14 protein-coding genes are annotated in these 19747 nt (G+C 54.2%); 6 read left to right on the top strand and 8 right to left on the bottom strand.

The annotated features are described in order from the left end of the window. Window positions 1-191 precede the first annotated feature (191 nt). Window positions 192-1661, bottom strand: coding sequence for a methyl-accepting chemotaxis protein (locus GC090_RS03005; protein WP_039341927.1), 1470 nt, complete (start codon window positions 1659-1661; stop codon window positions 192-194). Window positions 1662-2003: 342 nt separating this feature from the next. Between GC090_RS03005 and GC090_RS03000 the strand changes: the two genes are divergently transcribed. Then, a complete protein-coding gene (locus tag GC090_RS03000; protein ID WP_006118233.1) occupies window positions 2004-3785 on the top strand; it encodes a GGDEF and EAL domain-containing protein in 1782 nt (593 codons plus the stop codon). A 27-nt stretch (window positions 3786-3812) separates the two neighbouring features. Here the strand turns inward: GC090_RS03000 and GC090_RS02995 are convergent, their stop codons facing one another. Further along, complete coding sequence (locus tag GC090_RS02995; RefSeq protein ID WP_324021513.1) at window positions 3813-5390, bottom strand: sensor domain-containing diguanylate cyclase; 1578 nt, start codon at window positions 5388-5390, stop codon at window positions 3813-3815. A 525-nt stretch (window positions 5391-5915) separates the two neighbouring features. Between GC090_RS02995 and ddlA the strand changes: the two genes are divergently transcribed. After that, window positions 5916-7013 (top strand): D-alanine--D-alanine ligase, encoded by a 1098-nt coding sequence (gene ddlA / locus GC090_RS02990; protein ID WP_033739964.1) that lies wholly within the window; start codon window positions 5916-5918, stop codon window positions 7011-7013. A gap of 19 nt (window positions 7014-7032) precedes the next feature. Here ddlA and GC090_RS02985 read toward each other — a convergent pair whose 3' ends face one another. The 4 genes from GC090_RS02985 to GC090_RS02970 form a co-directional block, all read right to left on the bottom strand. Continuing rightward, entirely contained in the window at window positions 7033-8457 is a 1425-nt protein-coding gene (locus tag GC090_RS02985; RefSeq protein ID WP_033739966.1) for a GGDEF domain-containing protein, read from the bottom strand. A gap of 263 nt (window positions 8458-8720) precedes the next feature. Continuing rightward, window positions 8721-10196, bottom strand: a complete 1476-nt coding sequence (locus GC090_RS02980; protein ID WP_110268782.1) for a SulP family inorganic anion transporter — start codon at window positions 10194-10196, stop codon at window positions 8721-8723. Then, window positions 10193-10825, bottom strand: a complete 633-nt coding sequence (locus GC090_RS02975; protein WP_324020822.1) for a carbonic anhydrase — start codon at window positions 10823-10825, stop codon at window positions 10193-10195. Before GC090_RS02975 ends, GC090_RS02980 begins: the two co-directional genes overlap by 4 nt. Before the next feature lie 571 nt (window positions 10826-11396). Next, window positions 11397-12206, bottom strand: coding sequence for a 5'-nucleotidase, lipoprotein e(P4) family (locus GC090_RS02970; protein WP_039341918.1), 810 nt, complete (start codon window positions 12204-12206; stop codon window positions 11397-11399). 109 nt (window positions 12207-12315) lie between these two features. Here GC090_RS02970 and GC090_RS02965 point away from each other — a divergent pair, with 109 nt between their 5' ends. Further along, complete coding sequence (locus tag GC090_RS02965) at window positions 12316-13023, top strand: purine nucleoside phosphorylase YfiH/LACC1 family protein (RefSeq protein WP_033739970.1); 708 nt, start codon at window positions 12316-12318, stop codon at window positions 13021-13023. A 170-nt stretch (window positions 13024-13193) separates the two neighbouring features. Then, complete coding sequence (locus tag GC090_RS02960; RefSeq protein ID WP_054633055.1) at window positions 13194-15215, top strand: NADPH-dependent 2,4-dienoyl-CoA reductase; 2022 nt, start codon at window positions 13194-13196, stop codon at window positions 15213-15215. On the opposite strand, the gene rlmG is transcribed toward GC090_RS02960, so the two are convergent. After that, window positions 15216-16334 carry a 23S rRNA (guanine(1835)-N(2))-methyltransferase RlmG gene (gene rlmG / locus GC090_RS02955; protein WP_164482602.1) on the bottom strand — a complete coding sequence of 373 codons (1119 nt, stop codon included), beginning with the start codon at window positions 16332-16334 and terminating at the stop codon, window positions 15216-15218. 82 nt (window positions 16335-16416) lie between these two features. Here rlmG and GC090_RS02950 point away from each other — a divergent pair, with 82 nt between their 5' ends. Further along, window positions 16417-16920, top strand: a complete 504-nt coding sequence (locus GC090_RS02950) for a M48 metallopeptidase family protein (protein ID WP_006118297.1) — start codon at window positions 16417-16419, stop codon at window positions 16918-16920. On the opposite strand, the gene GC090_RS02945 is transcribed toward GC090_RS02950, so the two are convergent. Next, a complete protein-coding gene (locus GC090_RS02945; protein ID WP_324020820.1) occupies window positions 16917-18605 on the bottom strand; it encodes a chloride channel protein in 1689 nt (562 codons plus the stop codon). The two genes, GC090_RS02950 and GC090_RS02945, sit on opposite strands and share 4 nt — an antisense overlap. A gap of 134 nt (window positions 18606-18739) precedes the next feature. Between GC090_RS02945 and GC090_RS02940 the strand changes: the two genes are divergently transcribed. Then, complete coding sequence (locus GC090_RS02940) at window positions 18740-19720, top strand: Gfo/Idh/MocA family protein (RefSeq protein ID WP_162285863.1); 981 nt, start codon at window positions 18740-18742, stop codon at window positions 19718-19720. Window positions 19721-19747 lie beyond the last annotated feature (27 nt).

The following is a 19747-nucleotide window of genomic DNA, read 5'->3' as shown; positions in this document are numbered from 1 at the left end:
TCCCTTAAGCGAAACGGCATGACTTTTAAAAAAACCAATAATTTGAGTTTATTTCGTAACGTAAGATGTAAGGAAATATAAATTTAAAACAGGACGTTCAACAATAAATTCCCCCGCCATAAGGCGGGGGCATGAAAACCTCAGTGGTTATTTTCAATTGAAAAACAGACCACCGGCTGGCTTATATATCTTTATTTGCCAAACGCAATCCAGGCCGCATCATCTTTTGTCGCCACAGAGACCGAAGGACGAAGAGGTTGCGTGGCCTTATGGCTGGCTGAACGGACAACAGACGAGGTTGTCACGGGCAGTGTAAACCGTGTAATGACGCTGGTCAGTGTCTCAGTCTGGCTGCTCATGCTTTCCGCAGAGGCTGAGATAGTCTGCACCAGACTGCTGTTTTGCTGCGTAACCCGGTCAATTTCCGCTACGGCGAGTGTGACCTGAGAAATACCTTTACTCTGTTCTTCGGAAGCCAGAGCAATCTGACCAATCAGGTCGTTCACGCTGCCGACGTTACGTAACACCTCTTCCATCGTGCTGCCCGCCGTGTTGGCCGCATCACGTCCTTGACTGATACCGGCGACCGTATCCGCAATTAACCCTTCAATCTCTTTCGCCGCTTCGGCACTGCGTTGCGCCAGAGAGCGTACTTCGCTGGCCACTACAGCAAAACCGCGCCCCTGCTCTCCGGCGCGCGCCGCCTCGACGGCGGCATTGAGCGCCAGAATATTGGTCTGGAACGCAATACCATTAATGGTAGCCGTAAACTGACGTATTTTTTCTGCGCCCACAGACAGGCCTTCCATCGCGCCAACCACCGTTTTCACCAGTTGTTCGCCCTGCTGAGTGGTTTGCGCAGTGATGCCTGACAGCGCGCGCGCTTCACGGCTGTTTTCTGCGTTATAGCGCACGGTCGCGGTTAACTGCTCCATGCTGGCCGCCGTTTCTTCCAGCGCGGCTGCCTGAGTCGCCGTCCTGTTCGACAGATCGGCATTGCCTTTAGCGATATCGCTGGCCTCATCCCGTAACACGGATGCATTGTCGCGAATCGCCAGAACGGTCTTCAGCAAACTTTGTTGCATTTCTTTAAGTAACGGCACCATTTGCCCGACACAATTCCGACCAAGATCTTCGGGTTCCTGGGTCAGATCGCCGTCAGCAATGATGCGGAAGTGATTACGCAGTTTTGCTACGGGGCGAACAAGATGGACAACCAGATAGCGGTCACAAAAGAAAAGCAGCCCCGTGACCGCAGCCAACGTAATCAAAAAGAGTTCTACCAGTCTCTGATGCTCTACGCTCAGCGGCGCGTTATTGCTGGAAATCTGCTGCGTCAGAGCACGGAGTCTTTCCTGCGCAGCCGCAGGATAATCCTGTGGCGCGCTGGTCAGCGCGGCACGGTAGCGCTGCCACTCATCACCCGCAGGCACGTCTGCCGCCAGCGCAGCACGATTCGCTGTCGCATTCTCCTGCATCTGCAAACTGGCACGATTGAGGAAAATAAGCTGCTCTGTCAGGCTGTTACTGCGCGTAACTTCCCGATTAATGTCTTTGAGAATCACCGAACCATAGGCACCCGCAAGCGCAATGACGATCACGGCGATAATGAGTATCCATAAGACGACACGTCTTATCGTAAAATTTTTTAGAATATTCATAGTATTTCCCCGGTGTGGCTGTGTAAAAACGTCAATAAAAATATTCATGCCTAATAGTTGCGGGCAAAACAATAGCGCGCTACTCTTTATAAAAATAATTGTGGCAGTGTTAATGAAAAAATAAAACGTAAAAATTGATTAAATGTGTGCATCGTTCATAACTAAGAAATTTATTAAAGAAAATAAAAAGAGACATAAACCCAGAACACGCCTATTATTTAGTGAAAATAAAATTATTTCCTGTTTTTCCTTTCGCGCCCTTTGGCCAGCGTTGCGGTGCTTCTATCCGACACTTTTTCTTTTTAATTTCGCGCCGTTATCAGTACGGAGCGGAGGACACACATGCTTATGAGTCTCGACGGCGATCCTGAACGCCGCATCCGTGCCCTTGAGGCACTTCGTCATCCTGATGAAAGTCGGGATGACATACTGAGAAAATTTGTCAGACTGGCCAGTCAGGCACTGAACATTCCCGGCAGTTTTATTTCTATCATTGATGATGAGTTTCAGTATGTGCGTGCCTCACACAATTTTAAGCTGGAACGTTCGTCCCGGGAGGATTCACTTTGTCGCTATGCGGTAGATGGTGATACCGCCGTCGTCGTGCCTGATACCTATCTCGACAGCCGCTTTGCGGCCCATCCCCTGATCGTTGGGGCGCCCTTTATTCGGTTTTATGCGGGCGTCCCACTGAAAAACCGTGATGGCATAAACCTGGGTACGCTGTGCGTCACGGATGTTCAACCGCACCCCTTCAGCGCCTCACAAATTACGACGCTTCAGTTACTGTCATCATTAGTGATGTCGTTTCTGGAGGCCTGGCATTCTGCGGGCTTTGTCGACCCGGTGACCGGGCTGCCCAACCGCCAGCGCCTGATTCGTGACATGCATTATTTATCGGCAGCAGGCGATACAACCTTACGCCGCCTGGTCCTGATTGACTGTATTGATATGCCGCGCGCCTATGAACTGGCCCGGTCGATGGGCATGGGGCCCGTTGAAAGCCTGCTCAAGGATGTCGCTACCCTTTTGCCCCTTCGGCTGCGTCCTGCGGCCAGTGACATTATTTATACTGTTGCCACCGGGCGTTTTGCGGTGCTGACGCGTGCGGACAGCCGCATCAGTGCGCACTGGGTCGCCTGTCAGATGGAAGGCATCAGCGCCGACCTGGGTGAAGGCCTGTCAGTGGGGCTCAGCACCCACACCGGCGAGGTCGATTTCGTCTCCGGTATTTTCCCGCCCCATGAAACCCTGCGCCAGGCGGTCAGCGCCTTGCACGAGGCCATTGGGCGCGGTTTACCCTCTTTACGCTTTAGTGAAGCCACGGATATCAGACGTACGCAGGATTTCACGTTAATCAACGATCTGGCGCGCGCGCTGCGCGAAGATGTGGGCCTTTATCTGGTTTATCAGCCTAAAATTTGCCTGCAAAGCGGTAAACCCATCGGGCTTGAAGCCCTGATTCGATGGCATCATCCTGAACGAGGCGAACTCTCACCGGCCACTTTCATCCCGCTTGCCGAGCAGACCGAAACCCTTACTGCCCTGACATCATGGGTGATTGACAACGTTATCGCCCGCCTGAAGCGCCTGCGCAACAGCTGTATCCAGTTGCCTGTTACGATTAATGTGAGTGAGCGCGATTTCTCGCTTGACGGTTTTGCGGATAGTCTGGAAGAGAAAATGCTTAAGGCAAAACTCCCCACCTCCCTGCTGGGAATCGAGTGTCTGGAAACGGAGCGCATTGTTGAGAGCCCCTCGTCCATGCGGGGGCTTGAGATGCTGAAACTGCGCGGCTTTGGCATTTCTCTTGATGATTTTGGTACCGGCTACAGCAATATCAGTTATCTGCGCCGGATGCCGCTGGATGTGATCAAGCTGGACCGTTCGCTAATTAGTGAGCTTTCATCCGATATGGCCTCACGCATTATTGCTCGTAATATTATTACCATGCTGAAAGAGCTGGATTATGTGGTACTGGCCGAAGGCGTGGAATGTGTCGATACCGTGGAAGCGTTAACGGAATATGGCTGCGATCAGGCCCAGGGTTTTTTCTATTCCCGTCCCCTGGCAGACAGCGAACTGGACCACTGGCTGCACTGGAAACTCCGCGAAATGTGTTAAGACGCCGTTGGGTTCACGCCCACGGCGTTACCTGGCAGGATAGCGAGAAATGTTCCCCTCATGGTTCACCATGACGCAGTTACGGCCTTCGTCTTTTGCCGCGTACAACGCTTCATCTGCTCGCCTGAGCAGTGAGGCGTCGTCGCCCAAACCGTTTAAGGTAGCGACGCCGAGGGAAACCGTCATGCTGTTGATAAACGGGAACACCGTATGACTGACGGCCTCACGGATGCGTTCTGCCATTGCGGCCGCGTCGCCCATAGAGGTGCCCGGCAGCAGCAGCACAAACTCTTCGCCGCCGAACCGGCTGATTACATCCAGCGTACGGCAGCGCTTTCTTAACAAACCCGCCAGGCTCACCAGGACTTTGTCGCCAGCATCGTGTCCATAGCGATCGTTGATGATTTTAAAGTGATCGATATCGATGGCAATCGCACTCTGCACAGGCTCCTCGCGGTGCTGAGCCGCCTGTGCATAGAAACCGCGACGGTTATTTAATCCGGTCAGCGGATCGGTCATGGCTTTATCGTTCAGGTCCGCAACATGCCCGGCGACCGCACGCCGGTGATGCTGAACCGCTTCTCTTAATCTGTCAGCTTCGTTGTACCAGGTGTTAACGGATGACAGCGGATCCGGGCTGGCCTCACTTCCCCCGTCACGCACCATGCCTGCCAGTTTTTCCAGCGGATAAGAGATGCGGGACGCCAGAAAGGCCATGCAGGTTGCAGTCAGGACGATGATGATCAGAATAAACCAGAAGGCATTTCTGGCCGTATGCATCATCAGGCCATTTACCGTTTCTGAGGTACCGGACATAAAGATATTCCAGTCCGTTTTTTGCAGGCTGGCGTAACCGATAAGGTACTTTTTGCCCGCGTCCTGAATCATAAACTGGCCGCTCATCGTGGCCGCCAGGCGTTTCTGTAACGGCTGACTTAACGCCATGCGCGTCCCGACACGCGTCGGATCCTGACTGAAAATAATCGTGCCATCATCACTGACAATACTGACCGATGTGCCATCACCGTAATAATGCTGGCTCAGGATGTCACTCAACATACTCTGTTTTTTCAGGTAAATCGTTCCCCCAATAAAGCCGAGATAATGACCGTCATACGCAAACAGGGGATGCGAGATAAAGACCACATAGTTGCCCGAGGGTGAGATAAAAGGCGAAGAAATAAACGGTTTTTGTAGCTTATTCGCCTGTTCCGTTTCAGCGGTGTCCACCTTAACACCCAGCAGAGACAGGCTTTCAGGCGAGAGGGAGGCGATAATGGAATGGTTATCCAGCACGACTACCGAGTTGAAAAAACCTGACTGTTGTAACAGGCGCGTAGTTTCGCGATGTAACAGCTGAACGTTATTCAGGTCAGCGATCTGACCGGCGCTCCAGGCCAGTTCACGTTGGGCAATGGCAAGATAATGATCGGTGGTGTCGGCCAGCTTACGGGCATAGGCAATATTGCTGTCCAGCAGCGACTCTTCAATATTACTTTTTTGAAAAAGAAACAGCGCGCCCAGCAGCAAGCCGGAAGTCACAATGACACTTCCTATCGATAACGCGGTGAGTAACGTTCGAAGATGGATTTTTCTGCGATACATAACGGGATGTGCTGAGAATAAATTATGCAGATAGTAAACGCTAATCAGCCAGACAAAGGGCAGAATAAACGTCACTTTTGTTCTCTACAGTACTGAATGAGTGGCAGTATTCATCCGCAGGCAGCAAGCGACACTTTTTTACCTGTGTGCAGATTCTCACCGTGTTGAGGCGTCATCTGAGCTGGCATCAATCATAGTGGCCCCGCACGCAATACCGCTATAAGAGTAGTTAATTATTTTGCCTTAAACAAAATAATCCAGTTATTCGATGGCAGATTCTTTCTTAAATATACGTCAGTCCGTTAACCCCGTGTTGAGGAGTACGCTGAAAGAAATTCAGGCGCTACTCCTTGCGAAGTAATGAAGCGTTGCAAGCGTTCTGAATCGCGTGTCTCCTCTTTTCTCTCCGACCTTGCCCGGCGTGCTGATCACGACGCACAACAGAAGGCGCTCTCGTTCATCCGGCTGTTTTTTATGACAATGCGCATGCTATGGTAGTGATTTGCGTTTATGTGGATACCTTTGATGAAAAAACAGCGGGTTGGCATCGTCTTTGGCGGGAAATCTTCAGAACATGAAGTATCGTTGCAGTCAGCAAAAAATATCGTTGATGCCATTGATAAGACCCGGTTTGAGGTCGTGCTATTGGGTATCGACAAACAAGGGCAATGGCACCTCAATGACGCCTCCAGCTTCCTGCTGAATGCAGAAAATCCGTCACTTATTGCCCTCAATCGCACGGCAAAACAGATTGCCCTGATTCCCGGCGAACCTGAGCAGCCACTCATTGCCCGTGACGATGCGCATTCCCTGTCACAGCTGGATGTCATTTTTCCGGTGGTTCACGGTACGCAAGGCGAAGATGGCGCGTTGCAGGGGTTACTGCGCATGGCGTCGCTGCCCTTTGTCGGGTCGGATGTGCTGGGGTCGGCGGTCAGCATGGACAAGGATTTCACCAAGCGCCTGTTACGCGATGCCGGCTTGCAGGTTGCCCCCTGGCTGAGCGTCACGTCTTCACAGCTGAACCAACTGGACACCGAAGCCGTCATCGCCCGCTTCGGCCTGCCGCTGTTTGTTAAGCCTGCCAATCAGGGCTCTTCGGTGGGCGTAAGTAAAGTGACCCATGCCGCAGCGCTCCTGCCCGCGCTGGAAATGGCGTTTACGTTCGATCGTAAAGCCCTGATTGAAAAAGCTATTAAAGGCCGGGAGATCGAATGTGCGGTGCTGGGTAACGAAGAGCCACAGGCCAGCCCGTGTGGCGAAGTGGTGGTGAAAGAAGGCTTCTATTCCTACGACACAAAGTACATCAGCGAAACCGGCGCACAAACGGTTATTCCTGCCGCCATCCCACCGGACGTCGATGCGGCGATTCGCCAGGTAGCGATTAAGGCATTTACCACACTGGAATGCTTTGGCATGGCGCGTGTCGACGTGTTTTATACCGAGGAAGGCGAAATCGTGATCAACGAAGTGAATACACTACCCGGTTTCACCAATATCAGCATGTATCCCAAACTGTGGCAGGCGGCGGGCCTGAGCTATCAGGACCTGATTACCCGACTGATTGAACTGGCTATCGCACGCCATCAACAGAGCGCCCTGCTGAAAACCAGTATTCATTAATGTGCGTCCAGCGACCTGCTCAGGCAACGTCGCTGGTCATTTCATTATGGGCTTTGCCCGGCGATGTCTGATTGCGACCATTTCGCTTGGAAATATAGAGATTTTTGTCGGCTGCGGAGATCAGGTTGTTAATCGTCTCAGCCCAGGCCGTACCCGGTTGGGCTTCGCCATTTGCCAGGCCCAGGCTCACCGTGACCGTGACGGCATTGCCCTGCAGCACAAATTTCTCGCGGACAATGCTCTGCCGAATCCCCTCCGCCAGCGAATAGATTTTCTCCGGAGACAGATCGAACTGCACCACCACAAATTCTTCTCCGCCAAAACGGCAAATGTGCCCTTTGCTGCCAACCAGCGGCGAAATGCGGCGGGCAATCTCTTCCAGCACGCTGTCGCCCGCATCATGGCCGAAATTGTCGTTGACTGATTTAAAGTAATCCACATCCAGCAGGATCACGCCGACCTGACGTTGCGCATAGCTGGGCTCGTTACGCAGTCTTTCATACAGGCCGGATCGCGATAATAACTGGGTAAGAAAATCGTAATCGGCGCGCAGAGCCAGCCGCTCATTGAGCTGACGGATAGCATCCACGCTGACCGCCACAATCAGAGGACTGATGGCAAGCGTAGCCACGCCCAGTCGCGCTGACGTCAGATGACTGATGGGCAGCAGGCTTGAATCGCCCTGGATATGCATGACGCCATGGGAAACCAAAATGATCTGGCTGATGCCGGTTATCAGTGTCACCAGGCTGGTGAGCGGGATGGGCAAGACAATGGCGCACCAGATTAACGCCGGCACCGGCAGCGTCAGGCTGCCTGCGCCGCCCATTAAGGCCCCCGTCGTTAAGGACAGCCCCACGGCGATAAGCGGCAGAATCGTCCCCACCTTTACCCGTAGCCCTGAGAACATCACGCGCCAGTTTGGGGTCAACAGAAACGGCAACAGCATTAAGCCGGTCGAAAACTGTTCGCTGAACCAGTTCATCCAGGCATCGGCGAACGCGGCATTGACACTGCCTACCTGTGCCAGTGCGCCCCAGGTGGCGCAACCGAACGCCGCCAGCAGGCAGGCGGGGAAGATCCGTAAGGCATTTGAGATGCGTTCACTGCTGGAATCATGCTGATACTGTTTTCCCATCACTAGTACGCATATCAGGATAAACAGAATATTGGCGACATTGAGCGTAAATGCCGGTAACGTCCAGCCCGAAAAGACCGTATCGTTAAATACCATCGCACTAAAGCAAATAAGATAAAAACGGGTTCGGTGAAGGAAGGGATAACGCAGCATCATACCGGCAATAAACACGTTTACCGGCCAGAACAGGGATAAATCGTGGGGAATGCGCAGATGACCGCCAACGAAACAAAACATCAGCGTAATCATAAACAGCCAGAAGGCACTCTTTTTAGCATTATGCTCTTCAAACAGCTTAGCGCGCATACGTCCGGACCTTGTCACAAAGAGGCTCACTATCTCGCCGCCCACAAAGTATGTGGCGTTATCATCATCATTAAAGCCTGATTAGTGTCTGCGCCATTCAGAGAAAAACAACAGTAAACAGGCGAACGTCAGGGTATTGAAACAGGTTACCGGTAACGAATGGGCTGGCAGACATCCCTGCCTATTATGTCTTACAAATAAAAAAATCGGATATCCGAGATATCCGATTTTTCTGCTGTAAATTCCAGAATACCGATGTCTGGTTATTTCACCGCCACCGGCCACTGACTCAGGCGTATGTTTCGTTTATCAGCATTTTCACCAAAATCTTTCAACACGGCTTTTACATCCGGATCGATATATTCTGCATTATCGTTATCAACAATTACCACGCTATTTTCGGGAATTTTTTCCAGCAGGCCCTGAAGTTTAGGGTTGTGCAAAAACGTCAAATTTTGCTGAAAACGCAGCACATAGTGGTCGTCATAGCGCGTAAGCTGCAAGGCGTTGCGATGACTCTTGTAGATGCTGTAGATAATTTGAGTGGCAATACCTATGCCGATTCCCACCAGCATTCCCAACGTGATAATTCCGATAATCGTCGCCAGGAACGGGACGTACTGCTGTGCGCCCATACGAAACTGTTCGATAAACAGTCGCGGTGCAGCCAGCTTATAACCGGTATAGAGCAGGACCGCAGCCAGACTGGCAAGCGGAATGGCATTCAGCATCTCACTAAACCACATACCGCAAATCAGCAACATCACACCATGAAGCAAAATGGACAGTTTGGTTTGTGCGCCTGCGTTGACGTTTGCTGAGCTGCGAACAATAACCGCCGTGATAGGCATTGCACCAAAGAAGCCCGCCGTTATGTTACCAATGCCCTGAGCAAACATTTCTCTGTTGGGCGATGGCGCAGGATTTTGCGGACGTAGCTTTTTCAGGGCTTCCTGGCTCAGGAGCGTTTCCAGACTGGCCACCAGCGCCAGCGTCACCGCGACAACCCACACCTGCGGATTTTGCCAGGCCATCCAGTCCGGCGTTTCAAGTTCGGCTATCATCGCCGAAACGCTGTCAAAAGCGGGCAGTGAAATACGCGGTAAGGCGTCGGTGAGTGACGGGAACAGTCGCGCCCCCAATACTGTCACCCCACAGCCAAACAGAACCGCAAAGAGCGGCCCCGGGATCCAGGCTATCGCCTTGATGCGCTTGATGGGGCCGGTTGTCCACGCAAACAAAATGAACAAGCCCACCAACGACACCAACAGCGCCGAGAGCGAAAAGGTCATTTCACCGTTTACCAGCGACACCAGTTTTACGCTGCCGCCGGCTCCTAGCGCCACCGGTATTTGCTGCATGATCAGCAGCAGGCCAATCGCCGCCAGCATACCTTTAATCACGCTACCGGGCACGAGTGCAATAAAACGGCCAGCGCGCAGCAGACCAAACAGGCACTGTAAAAGCCCGGCGATGATCAGCGCAGTGAGAAACGCGGAAAAACTTCCCAGCGTGGCCATCGAGGCGACCACGATAGTGACCAGTCCTGCCGCAGGACCGCTGACGGCGAAGCGTGACGGACTGAGTGATGTCACGATTATCCCGCCAATCACACCGGTCAGTAAGCCGGCAAAAGGCGGTAAACCGCTGGCCTGAGCAATACCGAGGCAGAGCGGGAGTGCGACCAGAAACACAACCAGCCCTGCCGGCACATCGCGGCGTAACGTATCCAGATTCATGGTGAAGACTCCTCTGCAGATTGCTGAATCAACTCTTTAAGATGACCCGATTGCAGGCCGTAAACACAGCCAAACACATCCAGTTCCTGACCAGATTGCCAGGCCTGACGGACAGGGTCGGAAGCCACCAGCCTGGCAAACTGCACCCGCACGTTTGCCTCCACCAGACGGTTCAGTTTCTCACCCTCTGTTTCCTGCGCCGTCGGGTCGCCAAGATGGCTTGCCAGGCCGTCGCGCAAACAGGTAATACGACGCGCCAGTGCAGAATCCTCCGTCGCTAACGGACTGCCAGGCAGATTCAGAGCCGCCTGAACGCCGCCGCAACCATAGTGACCGCTTAATACAATGCGCTTCACGCCAAGAAAGAAGACGGCATATTGCAGAACACTCAGCAGATTGTCGTCTTCCGCCACGACCATATTGGCGATATTACGATGAACAAACAGCTCGCCAGGATGGGAACCCGTTAACACCTCCGCCGGTACCCGACTGTCTGAGCAGCCAATCCATAATGAATGCGGTTTTTGCTGATAGAGCGATTTTTCAAAATAGGCGGGGTTACGTTGGCGGCGCTGTAAGGCCCAACTGCGATTTTTCGCTAATAAGGGTTTAAGTGTCGTCACAATCATCTTCTCTTAACTACCGGGAATATCATTTCCAGGCGAACCACGGAGTGAACCCGCTCACCTTATTTGGCCGAGGGGCTAATGAAACCTGAACTCCATCACATTAAAAGGTTATAGACGCTTATCATTTTCAATGCACCTGGAATATTACACGCGCCAAAATACTGCCTGCCTGTGTAAGACTTTATTCAACTAACGTCATCAAAACGTAAATAAGATTAAGAGGTCATACCACCAAATTTTGCAGCTATTTTACTTTTATTCATTTAAAATCAAACACATAAAATTCACGCCATGATTTATAAATTGACAAATAAATACAAAAATTTCATAGCGAACTAAGTAATTAAAATAACAGCGACGCCGCAGACCAGGATTAGTCTTAAATGCAGAATTTATGAATAGCACGATTAACCGCCTTTATTTAATGCAGGCAGTGAATCCGTCTTAATGAAGGGGTAAACTAAAGCGAGAGATAGTTAATTTAATTTGCGTGAAAATAGTGACGGATGTAAGTAAATATTTGAGCCAACGTGAAGGCGCCCGCCCAGTGCAGGCGCTTCATATTGACATTTTATTTACCGTTCCAGGCGTTGAGGCGCGCCTCACGAACGGAAAGCTGTTGTTGTGGTGTCAGCTTATTGTAATTTTCCGCCATGCCGCTTTCCCAGTCGCCATACAATGGATTGGGTAAAACAATAAATTGCGTACCGAAAAGCGCGTGATTATTGTCGACAAATGCCCGACGCTGCGCGTTACCCTGATGCCAGGTTGCGCCGCCAAAATCATTCAGGTTGTCACCGATATATAAAACGACATTGTAGCCCGCATTTTTAATGGCATCGAAACGCGCCTGCTTGTTTGAGGAGTCGGTTTTCAGGCTGACCGTTTTCTCACTGACTCCGCTGAAGCCAAGCTGCTGCAGGTTGGCCACCGTGGCGGCATAGTCTTTTTGATCGCGATTGGAAACGTAAAAAACGGTGCCGCCATGGCTGTTGACGTAGCGGGCGAATTCCACCGCGCCGGGAACCGCTTTTGCCTGCCGCGCCTGTGTCCAGGCTGACCAGGTTTTGTCGCTGAAAGGCTGGCCATTCTTCACCTGCCACGCGCTATAGGCACTGTTGTCCAGCATAGTTTCATCTAAATCGACAATGACCGCTTTAGGCTTGCCCGCCAGCGAAGCCGATTGATCAAAGGCCAGACGGGCGCTGTTGAATGCCTGCCAGCAGAGCGCCTGATATTCGCCGGACTGCTGGAACCAGTTCAGGGCCAGGACCGATTGTTGCCCCAGTTGCTGCTGTGCCTGCTGTCGGGCAGGTTGCGCGCAACCTGCCAGTGCCAGCGCAACCACCGCCGACAGTGCGAAATTCACTGAATGTTTCATCGTTTTATCCTAAGGTGTGAAAGATTTAAGTGGGTAACGCTTCAAAAATGTAGCAGTTAACGTAAGCTGAGGGCAGCAACATTACACGCTGTTTCAACAGGAGATGAGGATGTCCGCTACACCGCGTTCGCCGTTGCTTGATGCACTTGACTGGGTCGATTATGCGTTTCAGCCCGCAGGCGAACCGCCTCCTGATGATGCCGCCTATGCCCATCAGCGTCACAGCGCCGTCGTGTTAACCGACACTCACACTATTCCACCCAAAAGCGGTGATGCAGATGGCGTGATCGCCACCGGCCACCGCCCCGTCGCGGTTTACACGGCCGACTGTTTACCGGTGCTGTTTGCCGACAGCCAGCAGAAACAGGTTGCCGCTGTTCATGCGGGTCTGCAGGGGACCCTGGCTGGCGTGCTGTATCGGGCGGTAGCGCATCTTTGCGAACGCGGTGCCACGCCAGCGAGCCTGACGGTGGCGATTGGCCCGGCGCTGGCTCCCTGCTGTTTTGAGCTGGATCGTCAACGTCTGGCAGAGATTGAACAGATGCCCGACATGCCATTGCCCCTGCGCTATTATGCGGCGCAGCCCCACAATCCCGGCGCTCAGCGCCCCCAGGCCGTTGCTACCCGTGGCGGTGTCTGGTTTGATCTACCGTATCTGGCGACGCAAATGCTGATAAAAGCAGGCATTCCGGCAGAAAACATTGACCCTGTCCACCAGTGCACCTATTGCACTACCGAGGCGGGCGCCAGTTACCGTTTCAACACGCATCACGGCAGTGGCTATCGTTCTCGCTATTCCTGGATTCGCCGCCGCTAAGGTTGCGCACACATCCGCTGGCCTTCCCCTGCATTTCCCCGGCCTGGCCGTTTTATGTGGCGGCTAAGGCCGCTTTTATGATGTTTCTCACAGCCTGATGCCATTTCACTTTTTTTTAACAGAAAAATGGTTAAAGCTAACTCATCCGACCACTTTATCTGTGAGTGATTATGACTGTGCTGCCCTCATCCTACCCGGCGTTGTTTACGCCCCTTGATCTGGGGTTTACTCAGCTCAGAAACCGCTTTTTGATGGGATCTATGCACACCGGTCTGGAAGAGCGTGAAGATGGCGCGGCCAGGCTGGCGGCATTCTATGGCGAACGGGCACGGGAAGGCGTGGCGCTGATCGTGACGGGCGGCGTGTCGCCCAATCCTCAGGGCGTGACCGCCGCACACGGTGCGGTGCTGAACCAGGATTCACAGTGTGACTGGCACCGGCAAATCACCGCCGCCGTGCATCAGCACGGGGGAAAAATCGCGCTGCAGATTTTGCATACCGGCCGTTACAGTTTTCAGCGCGATCTGGTTGCGCCCTCTGCAATACAGGCCCCCATTAACCGTTTTACGCCGCGGGAACTGAGCGACGCCGAAGTTGAGCAGACCATTGCCGACTTCGCGCACTGTGCCCGTCTGGCGCAAAAAGCGGGCTACGACGGCGTAGAAATCATGGGCTCCGAAGGGTACCTGATTAATCAGTTTCTGGTACCGCACACCAACCAGCGTCAGGACCGCTGGGGCGGCGATTTTACCGGGCGCATGCAGTTTGCTTTAGCGGTCACCCGCGCGGTCCGTCAGGCCACCGGCGACCGTTTTATCATTATCTTCCGCTTGTCGATGCTGGACCTAATTGAGCAAGGCAGTACGCTGGACGAAACGCTACGACTGGCAACAGCGCTGGAACGCTGTGGCGTGACGCTCTTTAACACCGGCATTGGCTGGCACGAAGCTCGCATTCCGACCATTGCGACCTGCGTGCCCCGCGCCGCCTTCGCGTGGGTCACGCGCCGCTTGCGCCAACACGTTGCCGTGCCCGTGGTGGCAACGAATCGAATCAACCATCCACAGGTGGCAGAACAGCTTTTGCAGGATGGCTGTGCGGACATGGTTTCCATGGCCCGACCGTTCCTGGCCGATGCCGCGTTTGTCAGCAAGGCGCAACGGGGGGATGACGACAGTATCAACACCTGTATCGCCTGTAATCAGGCCTGTCTGGATCAGATCTTTGCCGGTCACGTCACCGCCTGTCTGGTCAACCCGCGTGCCTGCCACGAATCCCTCATGCCGGTGACACCGGCGCACATGCCCAAACGGCTGGCGGTTGTAGGGGCCGGTCCGGCAGGTATGGCGTTTGCCTTACAGGCGGCTGAACGCGGCCACCAGGTCACCCTTTATGAGGCGGCCGATGAGATCGGCGGACAGTTCAATATCGCCCGACAGATCCCAGGTAAAGAGGAATTCCGCGAAACCCTGCGCTATTTTCGCCATCGTCTGCCGGCGGCGGGCGTGGTAATCAAAACAGGCTGTCGGGTCACCGCTCCCCTGCTGGCAGACGCCGATGAAGTCATCCTGGCGACCGGCATTAAACCGCGTACGCCAGATATCCCCGGTATTGATCATCCCAAAGTCCTGAGCTATCTGGCCGTGCTGGCGGATAAGCGTCCGGTTGGTGCACGCGTGGCGATTATTGGCGCGGGCGGGATCGGGTTTGATACGGCTGAATATCTGTCTGAACCGCCCGCAAACGAAACCACCGGGGATTTTTATCGCGAATGGGGCATCGATCAGAGCCTGACGCAGCGCGGCGGCGTGATTGCGCCCGCGCCACAGCCTTCACCGCGTCAAATCTGGCTGCTTCAGCGCAGGCCCGGCAAGCCCGGTGCCACGCTGGCGAAAACGACCGGCTGGATCCATCGCAGCAGTCTCCAGTCACGGGGAGTTGAAATGTGGGGCGGGATTGAGTATCTGGCGATTGATGATGAAGGGCTGCATATCCGGCGCGACGGTGAGCGCCTGCTCCTGCCGGTCGACAACGTGATTATTTGTGCCGGTCAGGAGCCGCAACGCGAGCTGGAAGCGGCGCTGCGGGCAAACGGTAAACCCGTGCAGGTGATTGGCGGGGCCGACGTCGCGCAGGAGCTGGATGCCCGTCGGGCGATAGCCCAGGCCACCGCGCTGGCGTTAACGCTGTAGTTAACGCATTTTCACTGCACGCAGCACCACAAATTTTTTGTTGGAGGCAACCAGGGTGCAGTTGCCAAAGAGCTTCTTCAGCTTGTGGTGATAATCCAGGTGACGGTTGCCGACAATGCGCAGCTCCCCGCCGTATTGCAGGCAGCGCTTTGCGTCACGGAACATCTGCCAGGCCAGGTGATCGGTCACCGCGTGCTGCTGGTGGAACGGCGGATTACACAAGACCGCATGCAGCGTATCGGAAGGATAACCGCTCAGGACATTATTGACCCGGAACTGACAGCGTGACAGATCGTCCGGGCGGTTGATCTCTACGTTTAACCGGCTGGACGCCACCGCCATGTATGACTCATCAAGAAAATGCACCTCCGCCTCGGGATTTTGTGCCAGCGCCATCAAGCCAATCACGCCGTTGCCACAGCCCAGATCGACAATCTCGCCTTCAATATTTTCCGGCAGGTGCTGCATGAACAAGCGCGCGCCAATATCCAGTGAAGAGCGGGAAAAGACGTTGGCGTGGTTATGGATCTGATAAGGCGTACCGTCCAGCGACCAGACCTGGGTAGGCGATTTTTCGCGCAGCGCAGGCTGGGTGAACTGGCTGTAAATCACGCGCGCTTTTTTGACGGCCAGTGAGGTTTTGGTCTCACCAATGATTTGCTCAAACAATTGCAGAGTGGAGGTATGAATCTCTTTCGCACGCCCCGCCGCCATTATCACGGTCTCTGGCGTGATAACCTGACGCACTGCGCGCAGTTGCTGCTCCAGCAACGCCAGGGTTTTAGGAATTTTGATCAGGACCAGTGCCGGTGCGGCCGGCAACGGTGCCAAGCTGTCAAGGAACTGGACATCGCTGTCGTCCAGCGCATTCAGGCGCAGGTTCTGACGCGTGGCCTGCTGACTCAGCCAGGAGTCACTGATATGCCACAGCGGACGGGTGTTTAGTGCGCAGGTTAACGCCCCAAAGCTGTCGTTAAAGATTAACGCTGGACCAGACGGCAGGCTTTGCTGCAGGAGATATTCATCAGCGGCATCCCAGGCTTGTAACGGACTTTCGTCACGCATCTGCGGGAAACGGTGCAGGATCAGTGTGCGATCGTTCAGTTCAAGTTGGCTCATGAATTCTCCGGCGTGGTACACTTTGGTTGATTTTCGCCCCAAAAAGGGGGCGCAGTATACTGTCTTTCGCCGGGAATCTCTAATGTCCTCACTGATCTATCTTCAGGGTTATCCTGAGTCCATCCTTGAACAGGTGCAAACGCTCATCGATCGCCAGCGTCTGGGCCCGGTGCTGCAACAGCGCTATCCCGACAGACACGATGTGATGAGTGATAAGGCGCTGTATGACTTTACGCTGGCACTAAAAAACCGCTTCATGCGCAACGCGCCGCCCATCAATAAGGTGATTTGGGATAACAAAATCAAGGTGATGAAGCACGCGCTGGGCCTGCACACGGCCATTTCCCGTGTGCAGGGCGGCAACCTGAAGGCCAAAGCGGAGATTCGTATTTCCACGTTTTTCCGCCAGGCGCCTGAGCCTTTTTTACGCATGATCGTGGTACATGAGCTGGCGCACCTGAAAGAGAAAAATCACGACAAGGCGTTTTATCAGCTGTGCTGCCATATGGAGCCGGACTATCACCAGCTCGAATTCGACGCCCGCCTGTGGATGACAGAACAGGCTTTGCAGGGCAATGCGGCTTAGAGAAACTCCTGCGCTTTCTGAATCAGGCTGGTTTTGGTCAGCGCGCCTAAAAAACGGCGCTCCTGGGGATTATTCAGGACAGGCAGACGTTCCAGCGTGACGGCTGCAAAAGCTTCCCATCCTTCCCGCAGACTTTGGTTTTGATAGGCCACCGGGAAATCCTCATCCATCACGCACTGCACCGGCGAGTCCAGATTAATCTCCTGCGCCAGCACCCGGCGGGATATTTCGTGAATGGAAACCACGCCCAGAAACGCGCCCTGCGCATTGATGACGTACACATAGCGCTCACGCTTAAGCGAACTCACCGCCAGTGCTTCCCCAACCGAAGCCTCAGGTTGCAGGGCCGCCCCCGGAATGATCAGTTCGCTGATGCGCATATTATCGAAGTCATATTTGGCTTCAGAACGGTTGAAATGGTGCGTCACGACGGGATAGGTACTGGCCATTTGCAGGCGGTAGACCACCATTGTCGCCAGAACGGACGCTATCATCACCGGAAACAGCAGGCTGCTGTTGAGCGTCATTTCCAGCACCATTAACATGGCCATTAACGGCGCCTGACTGACGGCCGCCAGGACGGCCGCCATGCCAACAGCGGCGAACAGCAGGACATTATTCAGGGGAAGATGCAGGGCAACCCCACATAACGCGATGACCATACCCAGCAGCGCCCCGATCAGCAAGGACGGTGTAAACAACCCGCCCACCGCATTGGAGCCTACCGAGAGGCTGGTCGCGAGCGTTTTTAAGACCAGCAGCAGCAGTAAACCTGATAACACATAATGCCCTGCCATCACCTTTACAATGACTTCATAGCCGTTCCCGAGGATATCGGTCGAGACCAGCGCCAGCAGGCCCACGGCAAAGCCACCCGCCCCAAGACGTAGCGGTAAGGACCGAACCCGACTGAACAGCGTTTTAGCACGGGCGATCAGGCGAATCAGGAGCAAACCGGCCAGCCCGGACAGTAAGCCAATCAGGACGGTAATCAGCAGGCTGCTGACATCCATCGTGAAACTCACCTCGGCCAGCGGATAAAGCGCATTACGAAAGCCCAGCGCCCACATGGTCATGACCGCAACAGCGGAGGAGACCACCAGCGGAATCAGGCGTTGCAGGGCGGAGATACCAAACGCGATCTCTGCCACGAAAATGGCCGATGCCAGCGGCGCATGGTAGACCGAGGAAAGACCAGCTGCGGCGGCCATGGCGACGACGTCGCTGTTTTTTAACTGCACGCCAGGCGGCAACAGGCGGCCGATCATGCTGCCACAGAGCGCGGCCAGTTGAACCATCGGGCCTTCTTTACCGATTGACGCGCCGCTGCCAATACTGGCAACCGAAGACAGCGCCCGGAAAAGGGAGGTTTTCGTCGGCACGGCGTCAAGGCGGGCATTAATGACTTCGAGATAGTCGGTCTTGACGGTTTGCTGCCGCTCTATCGCGACCGCGTAGCGCAGGAAGAAACCGGCCAGCAGACCGCCCACGCCGACCAGAACGGGCCAGAACAGCATGGGCCAGAGATGGATGGATTCGGTGATGTCGTTGCTGCGGCCAAACAGCAGATAATTGATGAGCTCAATCGTTTCGCGGAACAGCAAAGTAACTAACGAGGCGGCACAGCCCACCGGCACGGCAATCACTAATGTGGTCCAGTTTAATGCGTGTTTGCTTCCTTTCACCTGCGCTCCCCGTCTTGTGCTTAACGTGCGGTATTCAGACATAGTATTGGAATGGCGATCTCAGGATCAACGTCTGATGTTGCCTGCCGGATGCCAGATGCTACTCTGCACTTTTACCTGCGCAGGAGATCACTGTGATTCGCTTTGCCATTGTGGGAACGAACTGGATAACGCGTCAGTTCATCGAGGCGGCACACGAAACCGGCAAGATGAGGCTGTGTGCCGTCTATTCACGTACCCGGGAGCAGGCGGCGGCATTCTGTCATGACTATCCCTGCGACCAGCGCTTTACGTCGCTGGCGGCCATGGCCGCCTGTCCTGATATCGACGCCGTCTATATCGCCAGTCCCAATGCCCTGCATTGTCAGCAGGCCATGCTGTTTATGTCGCAGGGCAAGCACGTCATTTGTGAGAAACCGCTGGCCTCGAATCTGCACGAGGTCGAAGCCATGATCGCCTGCGCCCGCCAGTATCAGGTGGTGCTGTTCGAAGCCTTCAAGACCGCCAGCTTACCCAACTTTATTCAACTCCAACAAGGGCTGCCTGCGCTTGGCACAGTGCGCAAAGCGCTGCTGAACTATTGTCAGTACTCGTCCCGTTATCCGCGTTACCTGAACGGCGAACATCCCAACACCTTCGATCCTCGCTGGTCCAACGGGTCCATCATGGATATTGGCTACTATTGCCTGGCGGTCGCCGTCACGCTGTGGGGCGAACCCCGGCAGGTGCTTGCCTCGGCCACCCTGCTGGAAAGTGGCGTGGACGGCCACGGCACCGTGAATCTGAATTATGGTGAGTTTGATGTCACGATAGTGCATTCAAAAGTCAGCGACTCGGTACTGGCCAGTGAAATCCAGGGGGAAGCGGGTTCGCTGGTGGTGACACGTATTTCTGAGTGTCCATCTGTGACCTTTATTCCGCGTGTCGGGGAGAAACAGGATTTGAGCCAGCCTCAACACATCAATACCCTGCTGTATGAAGCAGAAACCTTTGTACGACTGGTAGAACAGCGCCATGTCAGCCATCCGGCGCTGGACATTTCCCGTAGCGTTGCAAAATTACTGACCGAGATCCGACGTCAGACCGGCGTGGTCTTTCCGGCCGACAGTGCCTGAGTGTAAATATTTCAAAATATGACGGGC

The sequence above is a fragment of the Pantoea sp. JZ29 genome, assembly GCF_035190385.1.
GTDB lineage: Bacteria > Pseudomonadota > Gammaproteobacteria > Enterobacterales > Enterobacteriaceae > Pantoea > Pantoea stewartii.
Note: the sequence above shows the minus strand (reverse complement) of the source record. Positions and strands in the feature narration are given on the sequence as shown.